General features: G+C 43.7%; 24 protein-coding genes. 5 read left to right on the forward strand and 19 right to left on the reverse strand.

The window, feature by feature from the left end; translation table 11 throughout:
* Nucleotides 1-80: 80 nt before the first annotated feature.
* The 5 genes from F0364_RS18235 to F0364_RS18255 form a co-directional block, all read right to left on the reverse strand.
* Nucleotides 81-485 (reverse strand): DUF4890 domain-containing protein, encoded by a 405-nt coding sequence (locus tag F0364_RS18235; protein WP_153799242.1) that lies wholly within the window; start codon nucleotides 483-485, stop codon nucleotides 81-83.
* A gap of 110 nt (nucleotides 486-595) precedes the next feature.
* Nucleotides 596-1,330 carry a hypothetical protein gene (locus F0364_RS18240; protein ID WP_153799243.1) on the reverse strand — a complete coding sequence of 245 codons (735 nt, stop codon included), beginning with the start codon at nucleotides 1,328-1,330 and terminating at the stop codon, nucleotides 596-598.
* Between the two features lie 97 nt (nucleotides 1,331-1,427).
* A complete protein-coding gene (locus F0364_RS18245; RefSeq protein WP_207632751.1) occupies nucleotides 1,428-2,189 on the reverse strand; it encodes a sterol desaturase family protein in 762 nt (253 codons plus the stop codon).
* 102 nt (nucleotides 2,190-2,291) lie between these two features.
* Complete coding sequence (locus F0364_RS18250; protein ID WP_153799245.1) at nucleotides 2,292-3,065, reverse strand: LytR/AlgR family response regulator transcription factor; 774 nt, start codon at nucleotides 3,063-3,065, stop codon at nucleotides 2,292-2,294.
* Complete coding sequence (locus F0364_RS18255; protein ID WP_153799246.1) at nucleotides 3,062-4,102, reverse strand: sensor histidine kinase; 1,041 nt, start codon at nucleotides 4,100-4,102, stop codon at nucleotides 3,062-3,064. The genes F0364_RS18250 and F0364_RS18255 overlap by 4 nt, the downstream gene beginning before the upstream one ends.
* 207 nt (nucleotides 4,103-4,309) lie before the next feature.
* Between F0364_RS18255 and F0364_RS18260 the strand changes: the two genes are divergently transcribed.
* Both F0364_RS18260 and F0364_RS18265 read left to right on the forward strand, forming a co-directional pair.
* Nucleotides 4,310-4,939 (forward strand): porin family protein, encoded by a 630-nt coding sequence (locus F0364_RS18260; RefSeq protein ID WP_153799247.1) that lies wholly within the window; start codon nucleotides 4,310-4,312, stop codon nucleotides 4,937-4,939.
* 675 nt (nucleotides 4,940-5,614) lie between these two features.
* Entirely contained in the window at nucleotides 5,615-6,691 is a 1,077-nt protein-coding gene (locus tag F0364_RS18265; protein WP_153799248.1) for a winged helix DNA-binding domain-containing protein, read from the forward strand.
* A gap of 131 nt (nucleotides 6,692-6,822) precedes the next feature.
* On the opposite strand, the gene F0364_RS18270 is transcribed toward F0364_RS18265, so the two are convergent.
* From F0364_RS18270 to F0364_RS18285, 4 genes are all read right to left on the reverse strand, one after another.
* Nucleotides 6,823-7,530, reverse strand: a complete 708-nt coding sequence (locus F0364_RS18270) for a LytR/AlgR family response regulator transcription factor (protein ID WP_153799249.1) — start codon at nucleotides 7,528-7,530, stop codon at nucleotides 6,823-6,825.
* 1 nt (nucleotide 7,531) lies between these two features.
* Nucleotides 7,532-8,557, reverse strand: coding sequence for a sensor histidine kinase (locus tag F0364_RS18275; RefSeq protein ID WP_153799250.1), 1,026 nt, complete (start codon nucleotides 8,555-8,557; stop codon nucleotides 7,532-7,534).
* A gap of 21 nt (nucleotides 8,558-8,578) precedes the next feature.
* Nucleotides 8,579-9,787, reverse strand: a complete 1,209-nt coding sequence (locus F0364_RS18280; RefSeq protein WP_153799251.1) for an acyltransferase family protein — start codon at nucleotides 9,785-9,787, stop codon at nucleotides 8,579-8,581.
* A 99-nt stretch (nucleotides 9,788-9,886) separates the two neighbouring features.
* Entirely contained in the window at nucleotides 9,887-10,645 is a 759-nt protein-coding gene (locus F0364_RS18285; RefSeq protein WP_153799252.1) for an NIPSNAP family protein, read from the reverse strand.
* Between the two features lie 236 nt (nucleotides 10,646-10,881).
* On the opposite strand from F0364_RS18285, the gene F0364_RS18290 reads away from it, so the two are divergent.
* On the forward strand, nucleotides 10,882-11,268 hold the full coding sequence (locus F0364_RS18290) for a winged helix-turn-helix transcriptional regulator (protein WP_153799253.1): 387 nt from the start codon (nucleotides 10,882-10,884) through the stop codon (nucleotides 11,266-11,268).
* Nucleotides 11,269-11,429: 161 nt separating this feature from the next.
* On the opposite strand, the gene F0364_RS18295 is transcribed toward F0364_RS18290, so the two are convergent.
* Nucleotides 11,430-12,152 carry an SIMPL domain-containing protein gene (locus F0364_RS18295; protein ID WP_153799254.1) on the reverse strand — a complete coding sequence of 241 codons (723 nt, stop codon included), beginning with the start codon at nucleotides 12,150-12,152 and terminating at the stop codon, nucleotides 11,430-11,432.
* A gap of 131 nt (nucleotides 12,153-12,283) precedes the next feature.
* On the opposite strand from F0364_RS18295, the gene F0364_RS18300 reads away from it, so the two are divergent.
* Nucleotides 12,284-13,054 carry a lysophospholipid acyltransferase family protein gene (locus F0364_RS18300; RefSeq protein WP_153799255.1) on the forward strand — a complete coding sequence of 257 codons (771 nt, stop codon included), beginning with the start codon at nucleotides 12,284-12,286 and terminating at the stop codon, nucleotides 13,052-13,054.
* A gap of 221 nt (nucleotides 13,055-13,275) precedes the next feature.
* Here F0364_RS18300 and F0364_RS18305 read toward each other — a convergent pair whose 3' ends face one another.
* The 9 genes from F0364_RS18305 to infA all read right to left on the reverse strand — a co-directional run bounded on the left by F0364_RS18305 (nucleotide 13,276) and on the right by infA (nucleotide 20,201).
* Nucleotides 13,276-14,469 carry a Gfo/Idh/MocA family protein gene (locus F0364_RS18305; RefSeq protein WP_153799256.1) on the reverse strand — a complete coding sequence of 398 codons (1,194 nt, stop codon included), beginning with the start codon at nucleotides 14,467-14,469 and terminating at the stop codon, nucleotides 13,276-13,278.
* A 58-nt stretch (nucleotides 14,470-14,527) separates the two neighbouring features.
* Nucleotides 14,528-15,733: a nucleoside permease gene (locus F0364_RS18310; RefSeq protein ID WP_153799257.1), complete on the reverse strand. Its 1,206-nt coding sequence runs from the start codon at nucleotides 15,731-15,733 to the stop codon at nucleotides 14,528-14,530.
* 452 nt (nucleotides 15,734-16,185) lie between these two features.
* The gene (gene rplQ / locus F0364_RS18315) at nucleotides 16,186-16,746 is read right to left on the reverse strand and encodes a 50S ribosomal protein L17 (RefSeq protein ID WP_153799258.1); all 561 of its coding nucleotides are present in this window, start codon (nucleotides 16,744-16,746) and stop codon (nucleotides 16,186-16,188) included.
* A 123-nt stretch (nucleotides 16,747-16,869) separates the two neighbouring features.
* Nucleotides 16,870-17,868, reverse strand: a complete 999-nt coding sequence (locus tag F0364_RS18320; RefSeq protein ID WP_153799259.1) for a DNA-directed RNA polymerase subunit alpha — start codon at nucleotides 17,866-17,868, stop codon at nucleotides 16,870-16,872.
* Nucleotides 17,869-17,969: 101 nt separating this feature from the next.
* Complete coding sequence (gene rpsD / locus F0364_RS18325) at nucleotides 17,970-18,575, reverse strand: 30S ribosomal protein S4 (RefSeq protein ID WP_153799260.1); 606 nt, start codon at nucleotides 18,573-18,575, stop codon at nucleotides 17,970-17,972.
* A gap of 198 nt (nucleotides 18,576-18,773) precedes the next feature.
* Nucleotides 18,774-19,184: a 30S ribosomal protein S11 gene (gene rpsK / locus F0364_RS18330; protein ID WP_153799261.1), complete on the reverse strand. Its 411-nt coding sequence runs from the start codon at nucleotides 19,182-19,184 to the stop codon at nucleotides 18,774-18,776.
* Nucleotides 19,185-19,335: 151 nt separating this feature from the next.
* Nucleotides 19,336-19,716 carry a 30S ribosomal protein S13 gene (gene rpsM, locus F0364_RS18335; protein ID WP_153799262.1) on the reverse strand — a complete coding sequence of 127 codons (381 nt, stop codon included), beginning with the start codon at nucleotides 19,714-19,716 and terminating at the stop codon, nucleotides 19,336-19,338.
* Nucleotides 19,717-19,821: 105 nt separating this feature from the next.
* Entirely contained in the window at nucleotides 19,822-19,938 is a 117-nt protein-coding gene (gene ykgO / locus F0364_RS18340) for a type B 50S ribosomal protein L36 (protein ID WP_153799263.1), read from the reverse strand.
* 44 nt (nucleotides 19,939-19,982) lie between these two features.
* Nucleotides 19,983-20,201 (reverse strand): translation initiation factor IF-1, encoded by a 219-nt coding sequence (infA, locus tag F0364_RS18345; RefSeq protein WP_153799264.1) that lies wholly within the window; start codon nucleotides 20,199-20,201, stop codon nucleotides 19,983-19,985.
* Between the two features lie 670 nt (nucleotides 20,202-20,871).
* Here infA and mutS point away from each other — a divergent pair.
* Nucleotides 20,872-23,520 (forward strand): DNA mismatch repair protein MutS, encoded by a 2,649-nt coding sequence (mutS, locus tag F0364_RS18350; protein WP_153799265.1) that lies wholly within the window; start codon nucleotides 20,872-20,874, stop codon nucleotides 23,518-23,520.
* Nucleotides 23,521-23,527 lie beyond the last annotated feature (7 nt).

Raw genomic sequence — 23,527 nt, forward strand, 5'->3', positions numbered from 1 at the left:
TAATTTTTCATTGGGGGTTATATGCTGAAATAAACGGAGGTTTTTCAACCTCCGTTTTTGTTTGTGCGCCTTTTTTGAGATTATCCCTTTTTGGATTTATAATTTTCTTTTGCCTTATCCATCATTTCTTTTTTAAAAGTTTTATACTTTTCAAACTGCTCCGGGGTAAATATTTTTTCCAACTCCCCGTCTTTATCCCCCATTGCGGATTTTGCTTTTCTCATTTTAGCAAACCGGCCGCCGCCATCATTTTTAAGTGCATCCATTTGCCGGGCATACTTAAGGTTAACTGTGCTTACCTTTTGACACTGTTCATCCGTTAGTGCGAGTTTTTCCTTCATCATATCGCTCTGCATCTTTGCCCTTTCTTCCGGCGTGCTGTTTTTCAGGTTAGAAGATTGCGCTTGCGTTGCAACAAAGGCTGACAATGCAAGCACTACAGAAAAAATGAGCACTTTAAACTGTGAAATTCTAATTGTTTTCATTTTCTTTTTTTTGATGTTGATTAAATAGGTATTTAATAATTGTAAAATGACTGGATGCTGGATGCTGAATACTTAAACAGCCCTTCACGGGAAAGTCTATCTAAAAATGACTACCAGTTGATAACATAACTGCTGCCGTTGCCTAGCTCTACCGTTGCCTTTTTATTTCCTTGAAATATTACCTGCCCTGAATAACTGAAAGAGCCGCCGCCACTGCCTGCGCCGCTAATGTTTATTGCGGCCGTACCTGAAATAACCTGGTAGGTTTTCTTATCAACCAATATATCAGTTGAGGTTATGATAATGGTACTGCCAAAGGATTTCTTGTTTCGCACTTTTGAGATTTGTGTGCCGGTACGCTGGTATGTTGCGTTTAAAAGATAATTGCCCCCGTTTTGGGCTTTCCATGAAACATCTACCTGGGCATGGCTGCTGTCGTTTGACGACATGCGTGGCGCATCATAGCTGGTTTTGCCGTTGCTTATAACAAGCAACCCGCCGGGTATGCCTGCACTGCAGTTAACACTAATGCTTTGCTGGTAAGCATAACTGTAAGTTACAGCCGCCCCGGCCACATTTTGCCCGGCAATAGCAGTATCCTTTTGTATACCGCAGGCAGATGATACGGCGGCGGTTCTTGCGCTGCTCTCTGCAAGCAATACAAGGCCATCACTTTCTGGAGAAACAGCCTGGCTTACGGCGTCAGCGGCATCATCTATGCTAACAGTTTCCGGCGTAACAGCCTCCTGGTTTTTGGAGCAGGAAGCCATCAGTACAGCAATTGCAGAAACGGCTAACAATTTTGTTGCTTTTGAAAAATTTGGCTTAGTGAAATAAATTTTCATTACTTGAAATTTTAGTTTGTGTGAATGGGATTAACAGACGGCGGTATGTGCTGAAAATTTAACCGCCAGCGGTGAAGCTGACAAAGACAGGGGCGAACTATCCTTTATAATGCATTTTATTGCGGAATAAATCAATAAACCCGCGGAACATAAGCGTAAAAGGGTTATAGCTGATGAGGCCACTGGTTATGCCATAAACGGGTTTTTCCGTTTCCGGTTGCCAGGTTTTAAACAGCCTGTCCCAAATCATGAATACGCCACCAAAATTTTTGTCAATGTATATGCGGTTACTTCCATGGTGCACCCTGTGGGCGGAAGGCGTATCTATCCATCCTTCCGCAAAGCCAAGCTTACCTACAGCTTCCGTATGCATAAAAAACTGGTACAGCAGGTTAAGGGCATAAGATGCAGCGATGAATGCCGGGGGAAAACCAATTACTGCCAGCGGCATAAAAAACAAGGGGCTTATCAGTGCGCTGAACCAGTTAAGGCGGTAGGCGGTGGTAAGGTTCATACACATTCCTGAATGGTGTACCAGGTGAAAAGCCCATAAGGGTTTCCATACGTGGGATGCCCGGTGAAACCAGTAATAAATAAAATCAGCCAGTACAAAGCATATCGCAAAACTCCACCAGGATGCAGGTATATTAAGTACAGCATACCTTGATGCAAAACCAGTTACACCCAACTGGTAACCTGCAAATAAGAACTTGGAGAAATGAAACCCGGCAAAAATAGCCAGGTTAGTAAACGTGTCTTTCACTTTATAAGCCTTTTTTCCGCTGCCCCAGCTCCAAATAATTTCTGCCAGTATAAAAAACAGTAAGACTATTAAAAACCATCCCCTGTAATGTTTCATGTCAATTTGTTTTGTGAATGCTATCTCTTCACAAAATTTGACCATCACAGGTAAAATAAAAGGCGCATTACCGGTGAAGCGGACAACAAGCTGGTTGAAACATCAGCGGTTCATCCATTGCTTAAACTCGGGGGCCCTGGCCTTGCTTACAATTACCTTCTCAGCAGGCAAAGGGTGCGTTACAACAAACAACCTTCCATTAAAATAATACTCAACTTCTTTAATACATTCCCGGCTGATGATAAACTGCCTGTTGGCCCTAAAAAAATTATGGGGGTTAAGCTCCTGCTGCAGTTGTTCAAGGGTAAGCTCAATAATGTAACTGGCGCCACCGGATGTATTGGCATAAACCACTTCGTTAACAGTATAAAACCAGGCTATTTCCTGTACATTCAACGGTATAAGCTTATTGCGGTAATGCACCAGGAAAGATTGCCTGTAAACGCTGGCCCCTGCTTTTAGGTCACGGGCTATTTTTAGCAGATGGTTATAATCTGCAATGGCGGGAGTATTTACCAGGCGTTTGAATTTTTGTATGGCCGCGGTAACATCCGCGGCTTCAAAGGGTTTTAGCAGGTAGTCTATGCCCCCTGCCCTGAAAGCCTTTAAGGCATACTCATCGTAAGCAGTAACAAATATCACAGGTTTATCAACAGGTATCGTTTCAAATATCTCAAAAGACAAACCATCGCTCAGGTGTATATCCATTAACAACAGGCTGCATTGTTCCATATTTATTTTTAGCCAATTTACAGCCTCATGTACACCCGTAAGCACAGCAAGTACCTCTATATCCGGTTCCGCCTCCAGCAACAAACGGGCAAGGTTCCTTGCCGTAGCAGGTTCATCCTCTATAATAGCAACAGGTAATTTCATTTTTTATCTTTCAATGGAAGTTTAACAATAAAGCAATCATTTGTTTTTTCTATCTCCACTTCCCTGTGCAGCAGCAATTTGCAGCGCTCATTCAGGTTCTGTAACCCAATACCGGTGCTGCTTATGTGGCTGCCGGAACCAGTAAGGTTATTACTGACAGTTACAATACCCTGCTCTACCTTTACCTGTACCCGTAAGGGTTTTTTTAAAGATGCAACGTTATGCTTCAGGGCATTTTCCACCAATGGCTGCAGAGACATGTGGGGAAGCTGGCATTGATGATACCCGGCGCTTTCCTGCATAACAAATACAAAAGCATCTTCATAGCGCATTTTCATTAACTCGGCATAAGAGTTTACAGCATCCAACTCTTCTTTTAAAGAAACCAGGTGTACATCCGCCTGCTTTAAACTGTACCGGTACACCCTGGAAAGATGGCTGATGTAATTTTGAGCCTTAGCCGGGTCTTCTCTTACCACAGCGGAAAGGCTGCTTAAAGCATTGAAGAAGAAGTGAGGGTTTAGCTGTGCTTTCAACAAGGCCATTTCAGCATTAAGGTTGGCATTGCGCAGCCTTTCGTTTTCCATGTCTTTATCGCGGCTTTCCTTTAACAGCGATATAATACGAAGTTCAAGCACGATGAGCAGCAAACTAAGGTTCAGCCGCAAAAAATAGCCACCCCGAAAAAGAAATCTTTCATCAAAAATATACTGCTGCAGCCTGTTGCCGGCAATAGCAAATATTGCCGTGCAGGCTAAGTTGAGCAATATAACAGGCAGCACTTTCTTAAAGAAGGGTTTCTTGAAAACACCTGGCAAAACCCGCCTGTTTATGTAGAAGATAAATAAGCAAAACAAAAAATCATACAGCAGTTGAAACAGCAGGGTATAGCCGCTGAAATGCCAGAATTTTGCCAACAGGCTATCCCTGTTCAACACAAAAAGTTTTGGCATGTTTAGCGCTATGGCGATAAACATGGCACTGTATATGTAAATCTTTCTTTCCTTAACCACACGCATATTCAACATTAATAACATTAAGGCTTAATACATTATAACTTGCCGGTGAAGCGTACAAACAGAAGGTTGAAATTACAGGCAATGACATTTGTTGCCGATGCGATGTTTAACACAACCTGATCCTTTGCCGGAAAAGCACAACACTTCGGATACCAAAACTACATTTCCTGAACTTGGCAGATATCGGTAAAGCTTTTATTTTTGCGCCACTAAACTCTTACAAACATGAAAAAACTAACTGCAGTCGTGGTGGCTGCCTTCTGTATCTTATCCACAGCCCGTTCCCAGGAAGCAGAACCAGGAACCATTGAATTAGGTATCGGTACCGGTTACAACCTGTCATCCGTAATGATCTCCAACAATCAAACCAACAGCGCCTACCGGGGCAGTTTTAATGCAAGCTTTTCCGCCGATTATTATTTTTCTGACAGGTGGAGCATTAAAGGGAAAATCATCTACGACCAAAAAGGCTGGAACGAAGGCTTTATTGATATTGATAGTGTAGGCTACGCTACAACAAACTACCGGTTAAATTACATTACCATACCTGTTATGGCCAACTGGCATTTTGGAAGAACCCGTAACTGGTACCTGAACTTTGGCCCTTACGCCGGCTTTTTGTTAAGTGCAAAAGAAACCTCGCTAAACACAAATCTTAAAAATTACATGAAGGGTACCGACTTTGGTCTTGCGTTCGGCATTGGTGTTAAGTTTCCTATCTCCGAAAATACCAGGCTGGGGCTTGAATATGATGGCCAGAGCGGTGTTACAGACATCATAAAAAACAATTCAGGCACAAGCATACGAAACATAAGAAGCAGCTTTAATGTGGGGCTTCATTTTATGCTTAACTAATTTCTTCTTTAAAACAAATGTGGGATTACATCCCACATTTGTTTTTTGTCCGGACTTCAGTGCTACTATCATCGCCTGTTGTGTCACTCACTTGTACGTTCTGTCCGCTATGCAACAATCCCTCTCCGAATCTTCCTCTTCTTTCTCCATCATTTAAGACAACTTAAACAATTCGCCAGTAGAATTGCATGTGTTTACTTTGTATTTTTTGCTGATGATACGTACAAAGCTTGCTTTCATTACAATCATCGTGATTTCTTCTATATTATGTGGTTGCTCACCCATCACTAACTCAAAAAATTTTTCATTCCTCCATCAATATGCATGGAATGAAGATACGCTAAACAGCGTAGCCATTTTTCTATCTGACAATCAAACTTTCAAGTACTCTTTTATACAAGTTGACAGCACAGGTAAGCTTCAGGCGCAGCAAATATTTTATGGTACTTTTAAAGAGATGCCGGATAGAATTCAACTGTATTACAGGAAGAACAGGCAACCTACCGCAGCACTACCCTATCTTATCAGGGAAACATCCGGCGGATACTTTATTCAAAACTTTACCAATCAGCATAGGCGGATATTTTTAAGATTGATACGGACAGGAATGCGTTGAATGCTAATTTAGACAGGGCCTTTGCACACAATAGATTAAGTAATTAACTTAGAAAATCTATGAATAATTCAGATATCATCACCTGCCGCCTTATCAACCAGCAAATAGCAGCCACAAATTGCAAAACACCGGAAGACGTGGTAAAATGGATGGTGGCCATGCAGGCACAGGAATACGCTATGGCCAAATGGGCTATTGGTTTGCGTTTAGAAAAAGCATCCGATACGCTGGTTGAAGCATGCTTTAACGAAGGAAAAATTTTAAGAACGCACCTGATGCGCCCTACCTGGCATTTTGTATCACCGGAGGATATACGCTGGCTGGTTGCCTTAACAGCGCCAAGGGTAAATGCTATAAACGCCTACTATTACAAAAAATGGGAACTGGATAACTCAGTTTTTAAGCGCAGCAACAACTGCCTGGTAAAAGCATTGCAGGGCGGCAACATGCTTACACGTACCCAATTGCAGGATGCGCTGGCCAAAGCCAAAATAAAAGCAGATGGCGTGCGGCTGGCCAGCATACTAATGAAAGCAGAATTAGACGCGATTATCTGCAGCGGCCAAAGAATTGGCAAACAATTCAGCTATGCTTTGCTGGAAGAAAGGGCTGCGCCGGTTAAAGCTTTATCAAGAGCGGAAGCACTGAACAAATTTGTGGCGCAATACTTTACCAGCCGCGGCCCGGCCACCTTGCAGGACTTTGCATACTGGAGCGGTCTTAGCATGCAGGATGCAAAAGACGCTGCTTCTTTTCTCCCATCCAATTTTGAAAAGATAACTATTAACAAACAGGAATATTACTTTATACCGGGAGATATAAAAGCCATGCAGGAAACTGTACGAAAAAATAGTAACCGCATTACTTTCCTTATGCCTGATTATGATGAGTACGGCATGAGCTATAAAAACAGGGAGGCCATGGCGCCAAAAGGCAAGTCCGTTAAGCTGGCAGATAGTACTCCGGCCCCTTATCACAGCATTGTTTTGAATGGTTTGATGGCAGGTGGCTGGCAAAAAACCGGTACCGATAAAAAGATGGAAATTGCAACCACCCCCTATTATAGCTGGAATAAAACACAAACCACCGCGGTTGAAAAAGCCGTAAAAAGGTATAAGGCATTCGCAGCCAAATAAAGGTTTGGCCAAGGGATTAATACCCGCTTAAAAGCCGCCATGAAAAACTGAAAGATGAACGGATTGCGACGCAACAGGCGATGCCATAAAAATGTATAGCTGGTATCAAAAAAATGTTCATCTCGTGGAACTCACTTTTTCAATTGCCTGTTGTTGATGATTTGTTTCATTACTTCTTCTTTCAGGTATTTACTCACAGGCACCTGGTATTTACCGAGGTACAGCATATTGCCCTCTATGGATTGAATACTGTTGATACTAACCAGGTATGATTTGTGGGGCTGTATGAAAGCCGTGGCAGGCAAGGCTTCCTGCAGGCTTTTGAGCGTTGAGTGCGTTATTAATTTACGCTCCTGTGTGTATATGGAAAGATAATTGCCCATGGCTTCCACAAACAATATTTCGCTGAACAAAAGTTTCTCCAGGCGGGTATCTGTTTTGATAAAGATATAATCCGCCGTGGCCTGCTGCCTGCCGGCGAAATAATCTGCGGCACGGTTGGCCGCTTTTAAAAACCGGTCAAAAGAGATGGGCTTTAGCAGGTAGTCCAGTACATCCAGGTCGTACCCCTGTATAGCGTATTGTTCGTAAGCTGTTGTAAATATTACCTTGGGCGGGTTATTGCTGCTTTTTAAAAATTCTATGCCGGATATATAAGGCATTTCTATGTCAAGAAAAATCAAATCAACCTGCTGCTGTTTAAGCAGAGAGTTTAGCTGCAGCGCATCTTCGCAAACACCTGCCAGGAAAAGAAAATCTATCCGCTCCACATACCCTTGCAGGCCCTTCCTGGCAAGGGGTTCATCATCTGTTATCACGCATTTTATCATAGATGCCATATCAATTATATTCTATGGTTAAAAACGCTGTAAACTCACCCGGTTTCTTTTCCGTCACCAGCTCATGCCTGCCGGGGTATAATAATTCAAGCCTTCTCTTCAGATTTTCTAACCCGATACCTTTTTCTTTTTTAACCGGTATTTCCACCGGCGTACTGTTGCTTACTGAAAAGATTATTCTGCCACTATCTTCTTTTGCTGCGATACTAAGTTTGTAACCGCCCCCCACATATTTAAAAGCGTTTTCAACCAGCGGCAAAAAAAGTAACGGATACACTTTCTGGCCATTCAGCGCTTCATCAAAGCAAACGGTAAGCTGCAGTTTGTCTGAAGTTCTTGTTTTCTGCAGGTCTATAAAATTCCGCAGGTAATGCAACTCCTGGCTTACCGGTACGGTTTGCTGCTGGTCGTACAACTGGTACCGCAACAACTCTGAAAATTTTTCTATGCTGCGTTTGGCTTCCGGTATGTTGTCATCCATCTGAAAGTATATGGTGTTAAGCGCATTGAACAAAAAATGCGGATGGTATTGCGCTTTTAAAAACTTTAGTTCTGTTTGTAACTGGTCGTTGGTTATTTTCTCCAGCAATGTTTGCTGATGCACATACTGCTTCAGGTAATTGTTACCTCTTACTATGGCAAAATACAGCAGCAAATACAACCCTGGAACAATATGAATAATCACCACATCATTCAAGCCAAGGCCATCATCTGTTAACGCGGCCATGGGGGTAACCGTTACATTAAGGGCTACCATTACCCAAAAATAAACGGTGGCAAATTCTGCCAGTATCCGTTTTGCGTTCAGCGGTTTTATTGTTTGCCTGCTAAACTTTCGGGCGAAGTAGTTTACAACAAATTGAAAAATGTAGCTTGCAAAAAGAACCGTGGTTATTTCAATGGCATTTAGTTTCCAGGAGCGCTCCCAAAAAGTCCTGTCTGCATTGGTATCGTTTACCAGCCTTACGCTGGTATAGATGATCATACCAAAGAAAAAGGGAAATATATATTTCGAGAAGAATTTCATGCTGCTGTAAAATAAAGTTATTTAAGCGGTTTGCAGCAGGTCTCGTTCTGGTTGGGCCTCGTTGGCTGCCTGCTTTTTTACTGGCTGTTTAGGCTTCATTCCGAACATGAACCTGGTTAAATTATAGGGCCTGATAAAGAGATGGTAAATACCCAGCGTTAATGCAAAAGAAACCAATACAGTAAAGGCGTACTTCATTCCTACACCTTCGTTTACCTGTACAACATAATACACAACAATTACAATAACTGTTTGGTGCAGGATGTAAAAAGGATAAACAGCCTGGTTGATATAGTTAAGGGAGCGGTGTGTTTTGTTAAGGTATTTTTTTCCATAACCTACTGCCGCCAGTAACCAGGCCCAGGCGGTAACAACCTGCAGGCACAGATAGCCATAAGTGCGCCAGTCGCTGCGATAATTTTGTAATACCTCCCATGGTTCCAGGCCGTTCCAACGTACATAATTGATAGCGATGATGGTAATAAAAGCGGCACCGAGTGAAGTACGCCTGTTTCTTTCAAGACTCTCCATAAAAAGGGGGTGCGCAATACAAACAAAGCCAACCAGCAGGAAAGAAAGCCAGTAAAGCAGGCTGCCCCAGTCGTGGATAAGGTCGTTGGTGCGTGGAAAGAGCAGCGTAGTAAAAGTATACACCAATATGCCGGGCACGGTTAGCAGGTATACCCATTTGCCTCTTGCCATCCAGTTAATGCGCTGCAGCAATTGCCGGCCCTTATGGCTCATTACAAATACAAAGAAGGGCGTAAATAGTACATCGTACACAAAAAGATAGGCAATAAACCACAGGTGGTGCCAGCTTAAATCGCCTTCGGGGTAAGGTTTACCTGTAAAAATGCGGGGATAAAAATCGAAGAAATTGCCCTGGAAACCCTGGGTAACCCTCTCCAGGTAAATTTGTGGGGGAACTACCAGCAACATACCGAACAGCAGCGGCAGCAGCAACCTTCTGAAACGCAGGCCCACAAAGGCGGCGCCACTTTTTTTCTGCAACATAAAATAACTGACAGTGCCGGATATAAAAAACAACAGCGGCATGCGGAAACGGCTTAGCCAGAAAATGAACTCCAGCAATAGGTTACTTGTTTCTTTGTTCTTAATATGCCACCACTCCCCATGGGCAAAAGCCATGGCTGAATGAAAAACAAGAACGCCGAAAATGGACATGATGCGCAACCAGTCGAGATAAGCTTGCCGGGAAGAGGTTTGCATAATTTTTTATTTTTTACAAACCTACCCGGCAGCTACAGCCTTATAAAATGCGTTTGATATGTGGACTGTTTGCGGTGATGAATAGACGATTCATGCTTCTTAATAATCTGAATACTCGGCCGGGTACAGAAAAAATATATCGGATTTGGATACTGTGTTTTTGTACTGTTCATCCGCCACCAGCTTTTTCCATTGAGCGTCTTCAAAAAAAGCTTTCCAAAGCTGGTCCCGCTGTTCCATATTGTTGAATGTGGTCATATACATCAGGTTAGGCATGTGGCTGCCGCTAATTACCTCAGCATAAAATACCGCGTTAAAACCCAGCCTTTTAAACAGGCCAACTTCATCGCCCGTATTAAACATTTTCACCTTGCCTTTATAGTATTTTTCTGTAGGCCCCTCGTAACTGCGCATTTCGTACACACGGTCTTTTTTAGCAACGGTTAGCGCTGGCACCGCCGGTTGCGGCATACCACTGAATGCCCGGGTTAAAATTGACTCTATGCGCCTGTAAGGGGCATTATTATGTGGTGCGGCAATGTAATCTTTTCCATCTTCCAGGTATTGCTTGTCTACCTCCAGCTTTTCTTCCAGTTGGTCAAACTCTTCAAGGGATGAAAAAGGTATAAATACATAAACCAGCCGTTCTGCGCTGTCTTTCTTAATGGGCTTAAATACACCCACATGCGGTATACCTGCCCGGTGCAGTGCCGGCAAGTAGGCTTTTTCCAGGTATTGCTCCGTAAGCTGTTCCTGTTGTTCACTGGCCAGGTGGTATATTTTTAATTGATAATAATATTTCTTTGATTCCTTACCCAAGGCTGTAAGCTGAAATAACAGGCAAACAGTGATTAACATTAGAAAGCTGCGAAATTTGTTTGGTATTTTTGTTGTGGTAAGCATTTTACAGTAATCGTTTGGTTGTTAATAAGTAGATGATTGGCCGAATTTAGCAGTTCAAATTATCAGGTTATTGTTAATTTGGCAACCGTAAAATGACCGCTGGAAACTGTAACGCCAGCAAATACAAATCAAAACTTTATTTTCTATTTTACCCAACTTAATTTTTACATAGCTAACAAAACCATTGTGTGATGCCGGAAAGAAAACTCACCTCTACCAACTATCGTAACCAGTCGTTCCTGGAAGAAAAATGTGCCTTGAATGAAATGCTGGACTTGTTAAGCAAGCGCTGGATAACAGACATACTGTTCGCCATAGAAGAGGGCCACAACAGGTTCTCTGCCATTAGAACGGAGCTTAAATACATCAGTGATGCCGTGTTATCCGACAGGTTGAAACTGCTGGAAAAAGCCACCCTTATCGTGCGCCGCTCCTTTGATGAAATTCCTGTAAAAGTGGAGTATTCCATCACAGAAAAGGGCAGCGAACTTTCCAGTTTACTGGATGAATTATGCCACTTTAGCGAAACGGTTTTCCACGAAATTGCCGAAACCGACAACGAGACTGTTAGCAGTTAATGTGGGCTATACGGGCCTGAAAAGCCGCCATGAAATACCAACCGTACAAGTGAGTGACACAACCAAAGTCCCCATGAAATACCTGCGGCTGGTCACCAAAAAATATTACAAAAAAAGAGGGCTGCTAATGCGTCCCTCTTTTTTATTCCTGCTTATTTCTTTTACTTTAAAGCAAACACCACGTTTACTTCAAACTGTAGTTTTATCTTTTTAAAATCCACGTTCATGGGTGCACCTGCATCGGCCGCTTCCATTTTCATCCTGACGTTGTCGTACAACATGGGACGTGGATAATCCTGGTTAATTTCATTGGCATCGTTAATGGCTATGGCGCCGCCAACCTGCTCATCAATAGCCGCTGCCAGGTACGTTGCTTTTTCTTTTGCCGCTTTTATGGCCTGTATCTTAAGCTGTTTTTTCAGCTCATCCATTTTGCTGTGAGAAACCTTACTGATGTTGAAACTCTGCGTGGCTTCATCATCCAGTTTTTCAACCAGTTCATCCATCTTTTTGGTAGAAGCAAGCTTAATGGAGTAAGTGATGTTAGCCTTCATATCCGGGTTTTCTTTTTTTCTTTTTTTATACCACCAATAGTTGTTATCGTAGCCTGAATAACTTTGAACGCTTATCTCATTTTCAGTAAGCCCGATACTTTTGCAGGCAGCCAAAAAATTATTCTTAATGGCTTCTATGGATATTTTTCCCGCTCCTTTTTTATCATACTCCTGCAAGGTTACCTGCACATATATTTCATCGGGTATAATTTCCATATCGGCAACGCCGGTAACGTTAATGGTTTTTTGTTTAGCGGCGCCTGTATTTTCCTGTGCTGTAGCTACTAACATGGCAGTTGCTGTTAACATGGTTACTAAAATCTTCTTCATAAAATTATACGTTTTAAACAAGGATGTGGCAAAGATTGTAATTACATAAGTACAAAAAATACAGGGGTTTATCTTAACATTATATTGACAATGCTTATTTTGCAACGCAATGCTTTTTTAAGCTTTCTACAATGAAAAAATTTACTGACCGTTTGAAGCATATAAAGGTTGTACGTGCATTGGTTTATGGTATTGTTGGCGCTATTACATACCCCGGCCTCGCCATTGTAAACAGGTTACGCATAGAGGGCACGGAGCATATAAAATCGTTGCCCAGAAAGAATGTGCTGTTCGTAAGCAACCACCAGACTTACTTTGCGGATGTAATTATGTTCATACATATTTTTTGCGCCGTTAAGTGGCGTAAAAACAACCGTTTGGGTTTGCCATATTACCTGTTAAACCCGTTTACCAGGCTCTATTTTGTTGCAGCCGAAGAAACCATGAACGGAAGTTTCATCAGCCGCTTTTTTAAACTTGCCGGCGCATTAACGGTTAAACGTACCTGGCGGGCGGAAGGCAAGGAAGTAAGGCGCGGACTTGACCCTTCTGACACACGCAAAATTACAGACGCTTTAAAATCAAGCTGGGTTATTACCTTTCCGCAGGGCACCACCAAGCCTTTTGCGCCGGGCCGCAAAGGCACTGCCTATATCATCAAAAATTTGCAGCCAATAGTTATACCTGTTGTTATCAACGGTTTCTGGCGTGCGTTTACCAAACGCGGCCTTACCTTTAAAAAAACGGGTTCGTTGTTGTCCATCCGTTTTAAGCCGCCAATGGCTATAGATTACTCTCATTCTGCCGAAGAAATTTTGGAGCAGGTTATGCACGCCATCGAACAAAGCAAGGAGTTCATGCTTAAAGGCAAGCATCATTTAATAAGTGCGCTGGATAAATAAAGGGTAACAAAAACTATCAGGGCGCCTGCCGAAGGCACTGGGCTTTCCGCTCATACTCCGGCACAAAAGCCCTGCTGCGATGGCCTCACCGGGGTATCCGCTTCAATCCCTGGCGCGGTGGTGACACAGGCTGATCATTCACCCACTGCTCGTGGCGTAATGCGTATCAAAACAAAAGGCGCCCTGCAGGAACGCCTTTTGAAATGTAAAATGTTATTAACCTACGACAGTACACGCTCTTCAATTTTACCAGTCTGTTTGTTTTTGATGATTACTTTTTTGGCGCCGTAATGGGTCAGCTCTTCCTTTACCAGGTAATGATCCGCATCATATTCTGTAAGGTGGCTTTCTTTGGTAAGCCCCTCTTTGCCACGCCATATATCCAGTTGAACAGGTTCCCATTGTTTGGTTTTGGCACTTTTGTAAGCCGCATCCAAAACAGCGTTTACCACGTAGCCATCGTAAAAGGTTTCCTTGGGGTCAACACCTTTTTCCATACTGTTGAACATGTCCATAAACATGTGGTTATAACCTAACTCGTTCAGTTCATCCCCCACCGGAAACAACCAGCCCGTATTGCTCTCCGCTTTCTCGGCAACATAGTCGGCACCCTTTCCGGATGTAAACATTTCAAAGCCGGTACGCAAAAAGCTGTTAATCCAAATGGTGCCTTCGGTACCCATTACCTCGTCACGTAGGTCAAGCCCACCCCGGAATGTCCAGCTTACCTCAAACTGGGCGATGGCCCCGTTTTCATATTTTATCAATCCGATGGAATGGTCTTCCGCATCTATTGGTTTCACTTGTGTATCAGCCCAGCACATCACTTCAACGGGCTTAATGTCTTTACCTATGTAGCTACGGGTTATTTCAACACAGTGGCAGCCCAGGTCAAGTATACAGCCACCGCCGGCTTGCTCTATGTTCCAGAACCAGTCGCTGTGCGGGCCTGGGTGCGTTTCCCTCGACTTAGCCCATAACACCCTGCCGATTGCGCCGTTTTTAACGCTTTCAAAGGCTTTGATAAACTTAGGGGTATATACCAGATCTTCCAGGTAACCATTGAAAATACCGGCCTCTTCCACGGCCAGCAGCATGCGTTTTGCTTCGGCAGCATTACGTCCAAGCGGTTTCGTGGTAATAACGGCTTTTTTATGTTTGCAGCACAACAGCACCGCTTCTTCGTGAACATTGTTAGGCAGGGCTATACAAACCACATCCACATCAGGATGGGCGACGGCCTCTTCCATAGAAGTTGTCCAGTGTTCGCAGCCATAATCCGCGGCAAATTTTTTGGCGCTTTCTTCCCTTCGTGCATAGATGCTTATGATCCTGTCTTTACTCCTGTAACCGTGCAGCGCATCCGCATAAAAACGCCCAATAAAACCGGAACCCAGCATAGCAATTCTTTTCATGGTATAATGTATTAGAGTTAATGGCAAGTATTAGATGAGCTTTGTTGAAAAGTTATTGTTAAGCAGTAGCTTGATTAAGCTGCTTCTTTTCTTTAAAAAAAAGTGCAAAATATATCAACACGCCTACAGCAATATAAGCGGGTACAAACCATATTCCCAACCAGTTGTGCTGCCCTTCGGCAATCTTGTATTTGTCAACAATAATCCCGGAAAACCAGGTACCAATCACCATGCCTACGCCGTAAGTGGCAAAAGTGAACAAACCCTGGGCGGCATTCTTGATTTTCTCTCCTGCTTTCTTTTCTGTGTACATGTAACCGGTAACAAAAAAGAAATCGTAACATACCCCGTGTAAGGCTATACCGGCATACAGCATCCACATATTATCACCGGTGTTACCGTAAGCAAAGCAAACATACCGCAGTATCCATGCTGTCATACCCATCAGCAGCATGTTCTTTACGCCAATCCGGTTAAACAGGAAAGGAATCGCCAGGATAAATATCGCTTCTGAAAACTGGCCCAGCGTCATTTTAGTAGCTGCGTTTTCTACCTTAAGCTCATTTAAAAAGGGGTTGGCAAACCCATAATAAAAAGATAGTGGTATGCACACCAGTATGGCAGCTATAAAGAAAATGAGGTAGGGCTTATTTTTAAACAATACAAAAGCTTCTGTGCCCAATGCTTTGGATGCAGAAGCATCGCCGGCGTTTGCTTTTGGAGGCGTGTTGGGCAATATGAAGCTAACCAGGCCCAACAAACCAGATGCCCCGGCTGCCATATAAAAAGTTGAGGACGTTTTTTCGATACCCAACTGTCCTATCAAAACACCTGCAACTATCCAACCCACTGTTCCAAATACCCGTATCCAGGGAAATTGCTTGCCCGGGTCTGTCATCTGGTGAAAGGCAACACTGTTGCTAAGGGCAATTGTTGGCATGTACAACAATGAGTAAAATAATATTACCCAATAAAACGTGCTGCTGCTTTCAATAGTAGTGGCAAGAAACAACAGGGCCGCCCCAACCAGGTGTAACACACCCATTATACGCTGTGCGGCAAAATACCTGTCTGCAACCATGCCCACAAAAAAAGGCGATATGATAGTGGCAATGGCCAGTGCGCTGTATGCTGCGCCTATTTCCACTCCACTGGCCTTAAGGTTTTCACCCATGTAAGTGCCCATTGTAACATACCATGCTCCCCAGATAAAATACTCTAATAACATCATCAGCGATAAAAGAAACCCTGTTTTTGCTTTCATGAATCTTGACAGTTTATAGTTCAATAGTAATTAAGCGCCGGGAAATGGGGTTACGCGACAACTGTGTACCGGGAGTTTATTATCAATTATCCGCAATAGCAACCTGTTTTGATACAGCATGTTATCTCTCTTCAAATATATGTCTTTGTAATGCTACTGTGTAATTGTTTTGCAACCGCTATTCATATTTTACGAAGCGTATCCATGGTGGGGTTTTCCACCGCATGAAGGCGTTGTAAAGGGAATCTGTGTCACCACTGCGCCAGGGATTGAAGCGGATACCCCGGTGAGGCGATCGCAGCAGGGGTTTGTGCCGGAGTATGAGCGGAAAGCCCGGTGCCTTCGGCAGGCGCCCTGAATAATTTCAGTTAAGTTACAGCAAGCAAAAAGGGCAAAACCTGCCGGTTTTGCCCTTTGTTATTTTGTTGCCTTTTAAGGCTGGTTTAAACAGTTTATTCTGCCGCTTTTTCTTCAGTAGAAGAAGGGGCTTCTGTTTTTGTTTCTTCCACTACTTCCGCTTCGCTGATAGCAGGGGCCGCTGTTGCTGCAGTAGCAGCTTCAGCTTTTTTGCCGGCACCGCGGCTACGGCGTGTCCTCTTAGCAGGCTCGTCAGCTTTAACGGCTGTTTTGCCATATACTTCGTTGAAGTCAACCAGTTCTATCAATGCTTTTTCAGCATTGTCACCAGGGCGTATACCCAATTTAATAATGCGGGTATAACCACCGGGGCGGCTGGCTATTTTAGGGCCAACTACTGTAAACAGTTCTTTCACAGCTTCTTTATCCTGTAGGTAGCTAAACACTACACGGTGCTGGTGCATGATTTCTGTTTGGCTGGCGTTCTTTTTGGTTTTGGTAACCAGTGGCTCTACATAAGTTCTGAGTGCCTTTGCTTTAGCCAATGTAGTAACAATACGTTTGTGCACTATTAGCTGGCTGGCTAAGTTTGAAAGTAAGGCATCTCTGTGGGCTTTTGTACGGCCCAGGTTATTAATCTTGTCTCCGTGACGCATGGCTGTTGTTTTATGGTTTGCACCGTGCCAGGAATTACAAACCTTGTTATAAAATAGCTTTGAGCTTGAAGCTACGTGCTGCGAGTTTCTTACTCACGGCTCATAACTAATGGCCCGCTGCCTTTAGTCTAAATTGTCTAAACCTAATTTGCCGAGGTCCATACCGAAATGCAGGCCTCTTTCGCTTAATACCTGTTCAATTTCGCTCAGGGATTTCTGACCGAAGTTCCTGAACTTCATCAGGTCTTCCTGTTCGTATTGTACAAGCTCGCTCAAGCTGTTGATCTTAGCTGCTTTCAGGCAGTTAAAGGCACGTACGGAAAGATCGAGGTCTTCCAGCGGTGTCTTTAGCACTTTACGCAACTGCAGTACCTGCTCATCAACAACATCTTCTTTCTTGTCTTCTTTGCTGTCGAAAGTGATGTTTTCATCGGTGATGATCATCAGGTGCTGAATCAAAATGCGGGAAGCTTGCTTAACAGCATCTTCAGGGTGGATGGTACCATCGGTAGAAACATCAAGAACCAGTTTTTCATAGTCAGTTCTTTGTTCTACACGGTAGTTTTCAATACCATACTTCACATTTTTAATAGGTGTATGGATAGAGTCTATTGAAATAAAACCAAATGGTGCGTCTTTCAGTTTATTTTCTTCAGCGGGTACATAACCACGGCCTTTTGCTACGGTAAATTCCGCATCAATTTTAGCGGTTGTATCCATGGTGCAGATAACAAGTTCGGGGTTCATCACCTCGAAGCTCTGAGAGGCTTCGCCCAGCATACCGGCAGTAAACTCGGTACGGCCTTTAATGCTAAGGCTTACTTTTTCGTTGATCACATCGTGGTCAACTTTTTTCTTAAACCTAACCTGTTTCAGGTTAAGGATAATTTCGGTTACGTCTTCCGTAACACCTTTGATAGTGGCAAATTCGTGGTCAACGCCATCAATCTTCATACCCGTAATGGCATAACCTTCAAGGCTGCTCAGCAATACCCTGCGCAAAGTATTGCCAATGGTTAAGCCATAACCTGGCTCAAGCGGGCGAAATTCGAATTGACCTTCAAAATCAGTTGCTTTCTGTAAAACGATTTTGTCAGGTTTCTGGAAGTTTAAAATGGCCATTTTATATTCCTTGTTTTTTATATTGTTATCCCTGAGCCCCCGTGGAAGCCAGGGATTAAATTTTGACTACACTTACCTAAGGCTTGCCGCCATTGGCATTATTACTTACTGTACAACTCTACAATCAGTTGTTCCTTAATGTTTTCAGGAACGCTTTCTCTTTCAGGGTAAGTAATAAATGTACCTTGTTTTTCAGTATCGTTCCAGTCTAACCAGCTAAACTTGGGGTTTTTACCGCGTATCTGGCTGGTTAAAGAAGTGTTGCCTTCGCTTTTGGCTTTCAGGCCAATGATATCGCCGGGCTGTAACTGGTAAGAAGGAATGTTTACTACATCGCCATTAACAGTAACGTGCTTGTGACTTACCAACTGGCGTGCGGCTGGGCGTGAAGGAGCAATACCTAAACGGAATACAGTGTTATCCAAACGTGCTTCCAGCAATTTGATCAAATTTTCACCGGTTACACCTTTTTTACGGGATGCTTCTACGAATGTGTTGCGGAATTGTTTTTCCAGAACGCCGTAAGTGTATTTGGCTTTCTGTTTTTCACGAAGCTGCAGGGCATACTCGCCAAGGCTTTTACGTTTACGTGCAGCACCATGCTGACCGGGAGGATTGCTGTTTTTGTTCAGCCATTTGCCATTGCCCAGGATAGGTTCTCCGAAAATCCTGGAAATTTTGGTCTTGGGACCATTGTAACGTGCCATAATCTAATCTTGTTGTGATTTTTTAATGACGATGCAGCATCTATAAAAATCTAAAATGAATACTGCACCCTTTTTTTGTTAAACAGAATGTAGAAGTATATAAATGATAAGCCCACATCCTGGTATAATGTAAACCAGGCTTAAAGTAAGAAGGAACTTTTTGCAAAATTACTTCGTATTTCAAACCTCGTATTTGTGTTATACCCTTCTTTTCTTGGGAGGCCTGCAACCATTGTGAGGCAGCGGGGTAACGTCTTTAATCATCACTATTTCTATACCGCTCTGAGAGAGAGAACGGATAGCGCCTTCACGGCCAGCGCCAGGACCTTTAACATATACGTCCACTTTCTTCAAACCTGCTTCTGCGGCTACTTTCGCAGCGTCTTGAGAAGCAACCTGTGCAGCATAGGGCGTATTTTTCTTAGAGCCCCTGAAACCCATTTTACCTGCAGATGACCAGGAGATAACCTGGCCAGATTTGTTGGTAAGGGCGATGATTACGTTGTTAAATGTAGCGCTGATATGGGCATCGCCATAGGCGTCTACTTTTACAATCCTTTTTTTCGCAGCGGCTTTTGCGCTGTTTTGAGCTTTTGCAGCTTTTGCCATAATAAAATTAATTGAGGTAATCTTCTAAAATCGAGCCCCTCCTTTCTAAGCGTGTGCAGAGAATTATCCGGCGGCTTTATACAAAAAATCCAAAAAACAAATTCCAAATTCCGGAAAACCGGGATTTGGAATTTGCCCTTTGGCTATATTACTATTTCTTAGGAGCCTTCTTTTTACCGGCAACTGTTTTACGTTTACCTTTCCTGGTACGGCTGTTGGTACGTGTACGCTGGCCACGAACCGGCAATCCTTTACGATGGCGTAAACCGCGGTAGCAGGCAATATCCAGCAAACGCTTGATGCTCATCTGTACTTCACTGCGCAACTGGCCTTCTACCTTAAATTCATTGGTGATGATGTTACGGATGGCAGCCTGTTCAGCATCATTCCACTCGTGTACTTTCTTGCTGTGGTCTATTTCAGCCTTGTCAAGAATGTACTGAGCAGTGGAACGGCCAATACCGTAAATGTAGGTTAAGCCTATTTCGCCTCTTTTGTTTTTTGGTAAGTCTATACCGGCAATACGAGCCATATCTTAATTTATAGTTTGTAGTTTTTGTTTGTGTGCTTTGAGATGTTGGCCATGGGCTTTGAGTTGTTTACTCATAGCTGGCAGCTAAATGCTCAAAGCCGGTTTTTATCCCTGGCGCTGTTTGAAGCGTGGGTTCTTTTTGTTGATAACATACAGCTTGCCTTTTCTGCGAACGATTTTGCAGTCGGCGCTACGTTTTTTTACAGATGCTCTAACTTTCATAACCTTTGTTTTTTGCAAAGCTCGTCGCTCAAAGCTCAAAGCTGTTATTTATACCTGAATATGATTCTTCCTCTTGACAAGTCGTAAGGGCTCATCTCCACACCCACTTTATCACCCGGTAAAATCCTGATGTAATTCATTCTCATCTTTCCTGAAATGGTAGCCAGTATTTCATGGCCATTTTCCAGTTTTACCCTAAACATTGCGTTGCTCAATGCTTCGAGAATTACACCATCTTGTTTAATCAGCGGCTGTTTAGACATAATTTTGGGAGCGCAAAGATATTAGTTTGCAATCGAATAATGAAAAGTTTTAAAATTTTTTTACCCTTTTCCGGACTTTTGAGATGCAATTTTAGGTTGTTTTTGCCCACAATTGTGGAAAACCGGCTTAAAAAAGCAGAATGTTTAGACACTTTAACCGTAAAACGGCAAATTAACCGACTAATGCCGTTGAAGATTATGATACCAGCTTGCGGTATTTCATGGCGACTTCGTTGCGTCGCAAGCACTTCATCGTTCTGTTCATTGGGCGGCTTTTCAGACCTCGGGCAGGGTGCCTGTGTCTGCCAGCTTTGCTGCCAGACACATAGCATAAACAACAGCTATAAAATTCCATCATTCCCTTATTTAGCAAAACCCATTGGGCAGCTTTGCTGCTAACATGCCGCTTCTATGGAGCCGGAAACCGGCTCTTCAATTATTTTTTTTATACCCGGGTCTGAAAAGATGCCATGAAAAACCGAACGATGAAAGGATTGCGACGCAAGGGACGATCCCAAAAGTTATGTTGCTGGTATCATAAAAATAAACGTAGAAAATAGTAAACCGGCACCTTCTGATATACCGCCGGAGAACAAGGCTGTCACGCCCGCTATCCCCCACTTTTCCACAGGCCTTAAGCGCATGGGGGCATGTGTTATATTTGCCCACTATGGCAAAAGCGGCTTCTGAAACCCCGCTGATGCAGCAACACAAAGCCATCAAGCAAAAATATCCCGATGCGGTGCTGCTGTTCAGGGTTGGCGATTTTTATGAAACATTTGGCGAGGATGCCATCATTGCTTCGCAGGTACTGGGCATTACTTTAACTAAACGGAACAACGGCGCCGCCAGCAGCAGCGAACTGGCGGGTTTCCCCCATCATGCGCTGGATACTTATCTGCACAAACTTGTTAAGGCGGGTTACCGTGTAGCCATTTGCGACCAACTGGAAGACCCCAAACAGGTAAAAGGGATTGTTAAACGCGGCGTTACTGAAATGGTTACGCCGGGGGTTGCCACTAACGACAAATTGCTTGAACACAACAGCAACAACTTTTTGGCTGCAGTGCATTTTACAGAAGATATACTGGGTGTTTCTTTTCTTGATATCTCCACCGGCGAATTTTTTGTGGCAGAGGGCAACCAGGAATATGTTGACAAACTATTGCAAAGCCTTAAGCCTGCCGAAGTTATTTTTCAAAGAAGTTATCAAAAGCATTTTAAAGAGGTATTTGGCCTTAAGTTTTACACCTATACCCTGGAGAGCTGGATTTTTGATGAAACCTTTGCTGCCGAAAGCCTGCTGAAGCACTTTCAAACCCATTCCTTAAAAGGTTTTGGCATTGAGAATATGCACTGCGGCATTGTATCAGCAGGCGCTGTATTGCACTACCTGAAGGATACGGAACACCCCAACCTGCAACATATTACATCTATACAAAGGCTGGAAAAAGAGGATTTTTTGTGGATGGACCGCTTTACCATCCGCAACCTTGAGTTGCTGGGTACCGGCCATGAAAACGGCAACAACCTTTTAAAAGTGCTGGACAACACCGTGAGCCCGATGGGTGCACGTATGCTCAGGCGCTGGGTACTGCTGCCGCTTAAAGACCTGCGCAAAATAAACGAGCGCCTTGGCCTTACAGAGTATTTTATTAAAGAGGTTGACCACCGCAAGCAACTACAGCACCTGATAAAACAATGCGGCGATATTGAACGGCTGGTAAGTAAGATACCTACCAAAAAAATAAACCCGAGGGAGGTACTGCACCTGGCCAAAGGCCTGCAACAAACAGAGCTAATCAGGCAGATGGCGTTGGCTTCGGGAAATGATTACCTGAAACGCCTGGGAGATGCACTGAATGGCTGCCACTACATTGCTGAAAAGATAATTAATGAAATTGCCGAAAACCCGCCCGTGGCAGCCAGCAAAGGCGGGGCTATAAAGGCCGGCATTCACAACGGGCTGGATGAGCTGCGTTCTATTGCCAGCGGCGGCAAGGAGTACCTGGTGAGTATTCAACAAAGAGAGGCCGAGAAAACGGGCATCAGTTCCCTAAAAATAAGCTTCAACAATGTTTTTGGTTATTACCTGGAAGTAACCAATTCGCATAAATCAAAAGTGCCGGCAGAATGGATGCGCAAGCAAACGCTGGCCAATGCGGAACGCTATATTACACCGGAACTGAAAGAGTACGAAGAGAAGATAACCGGTGCTGAAGACAAGATAATGGCTATTGAGCTTGACCTGTATGACAAGCTTTTGCTGGAACTGCAGGATTATATTGCCCCCATACAGGTAAACGGCAACGTGCTGGCAACGCTGGACTGCCTGCTTTGTTTTGCCGCCAATGCCCTGCAATACAATTACAAGAAACCTGATGTTCACGAAGGCCTTGAACTTGATTTTAAAGGCAGCCGCCACCCTGTTATAGAAAGAAACCTGCCCGTTGGCGAAGCCTATATTTCCAATGATATTTATCTTAACCCGGGCGAGCAACAGGTAATTATTTTAACAGGCCCCAACATGAGCGGTAAAAGCGCCATATTGCGGCAAACCGCGCTGATAACGCTAATGGCGCACATGGGCAGCTTTGTGCCGGCGGATACGGCCCGGGTTCCGCTGACGGACAAGATTTTCACCCGCGTTGGCGCCAGTGATAACCTAAGCGGCGGAGAAAGCACTTTTATGGTTGAAATGAACGAAACCGCCAGCATTATTAACAATATCTCCCAACGTAGCCTGATACTGCTGGATGAAATTGGCCGCGGCACATCTACCTACGACGGTATTTCCATTGCGTGGAGCATTGTGGAGTTCCTGCACTCCTCCCCTTCTGCGCCAAAAACCCTGTTTGCCACACATTACCACGAACTTAACGAGTTGGAGAATAAATTGCCCGGCGTTAAGAATTACCATGTTACCAACAAAGAGGTGGCCAATAAAATTATCTTTCTGCGCAAGCTGGCGCCCGGCGGCAGCACACACAGCTTTGGTATTCATGTAGCCAAAATGGCCGGCATGCCGCCTGAACTGATTGAACGTGCCAACGACATACTAAAACAACTGGAAGAAAAACATGTGGATGAGGAGAAGCCCGAAAGCCAAAAAGACGTTAGGGCATCGGGGCCGGAAATAAGGGATACCAAACAATCCGTAAAAAAATTGTCAGCACCGCAAATGCAGCTTTCCATATTCGATGCGCACAGCGAAACCTTTGATGAAATAAGGCAGATGCTTACCAGCATTGATATCAACCGCTTAACCCCTGTAGAGGCCTTAATGAAACTGAACGAAATAAAAGGCTTGCTGAAATAGAAAGAAT

The sequence above is a fragment of the Foetidibacter luteolus genome, assembly GCF_009650435.1.
Classification (GTDB): domain Bacteria; phylum Bacteroidota; class Bacteroidia; order Chitinophagales; family Chitinophagaceae; genus Foetidibacter; species Foetidibacter luteolus.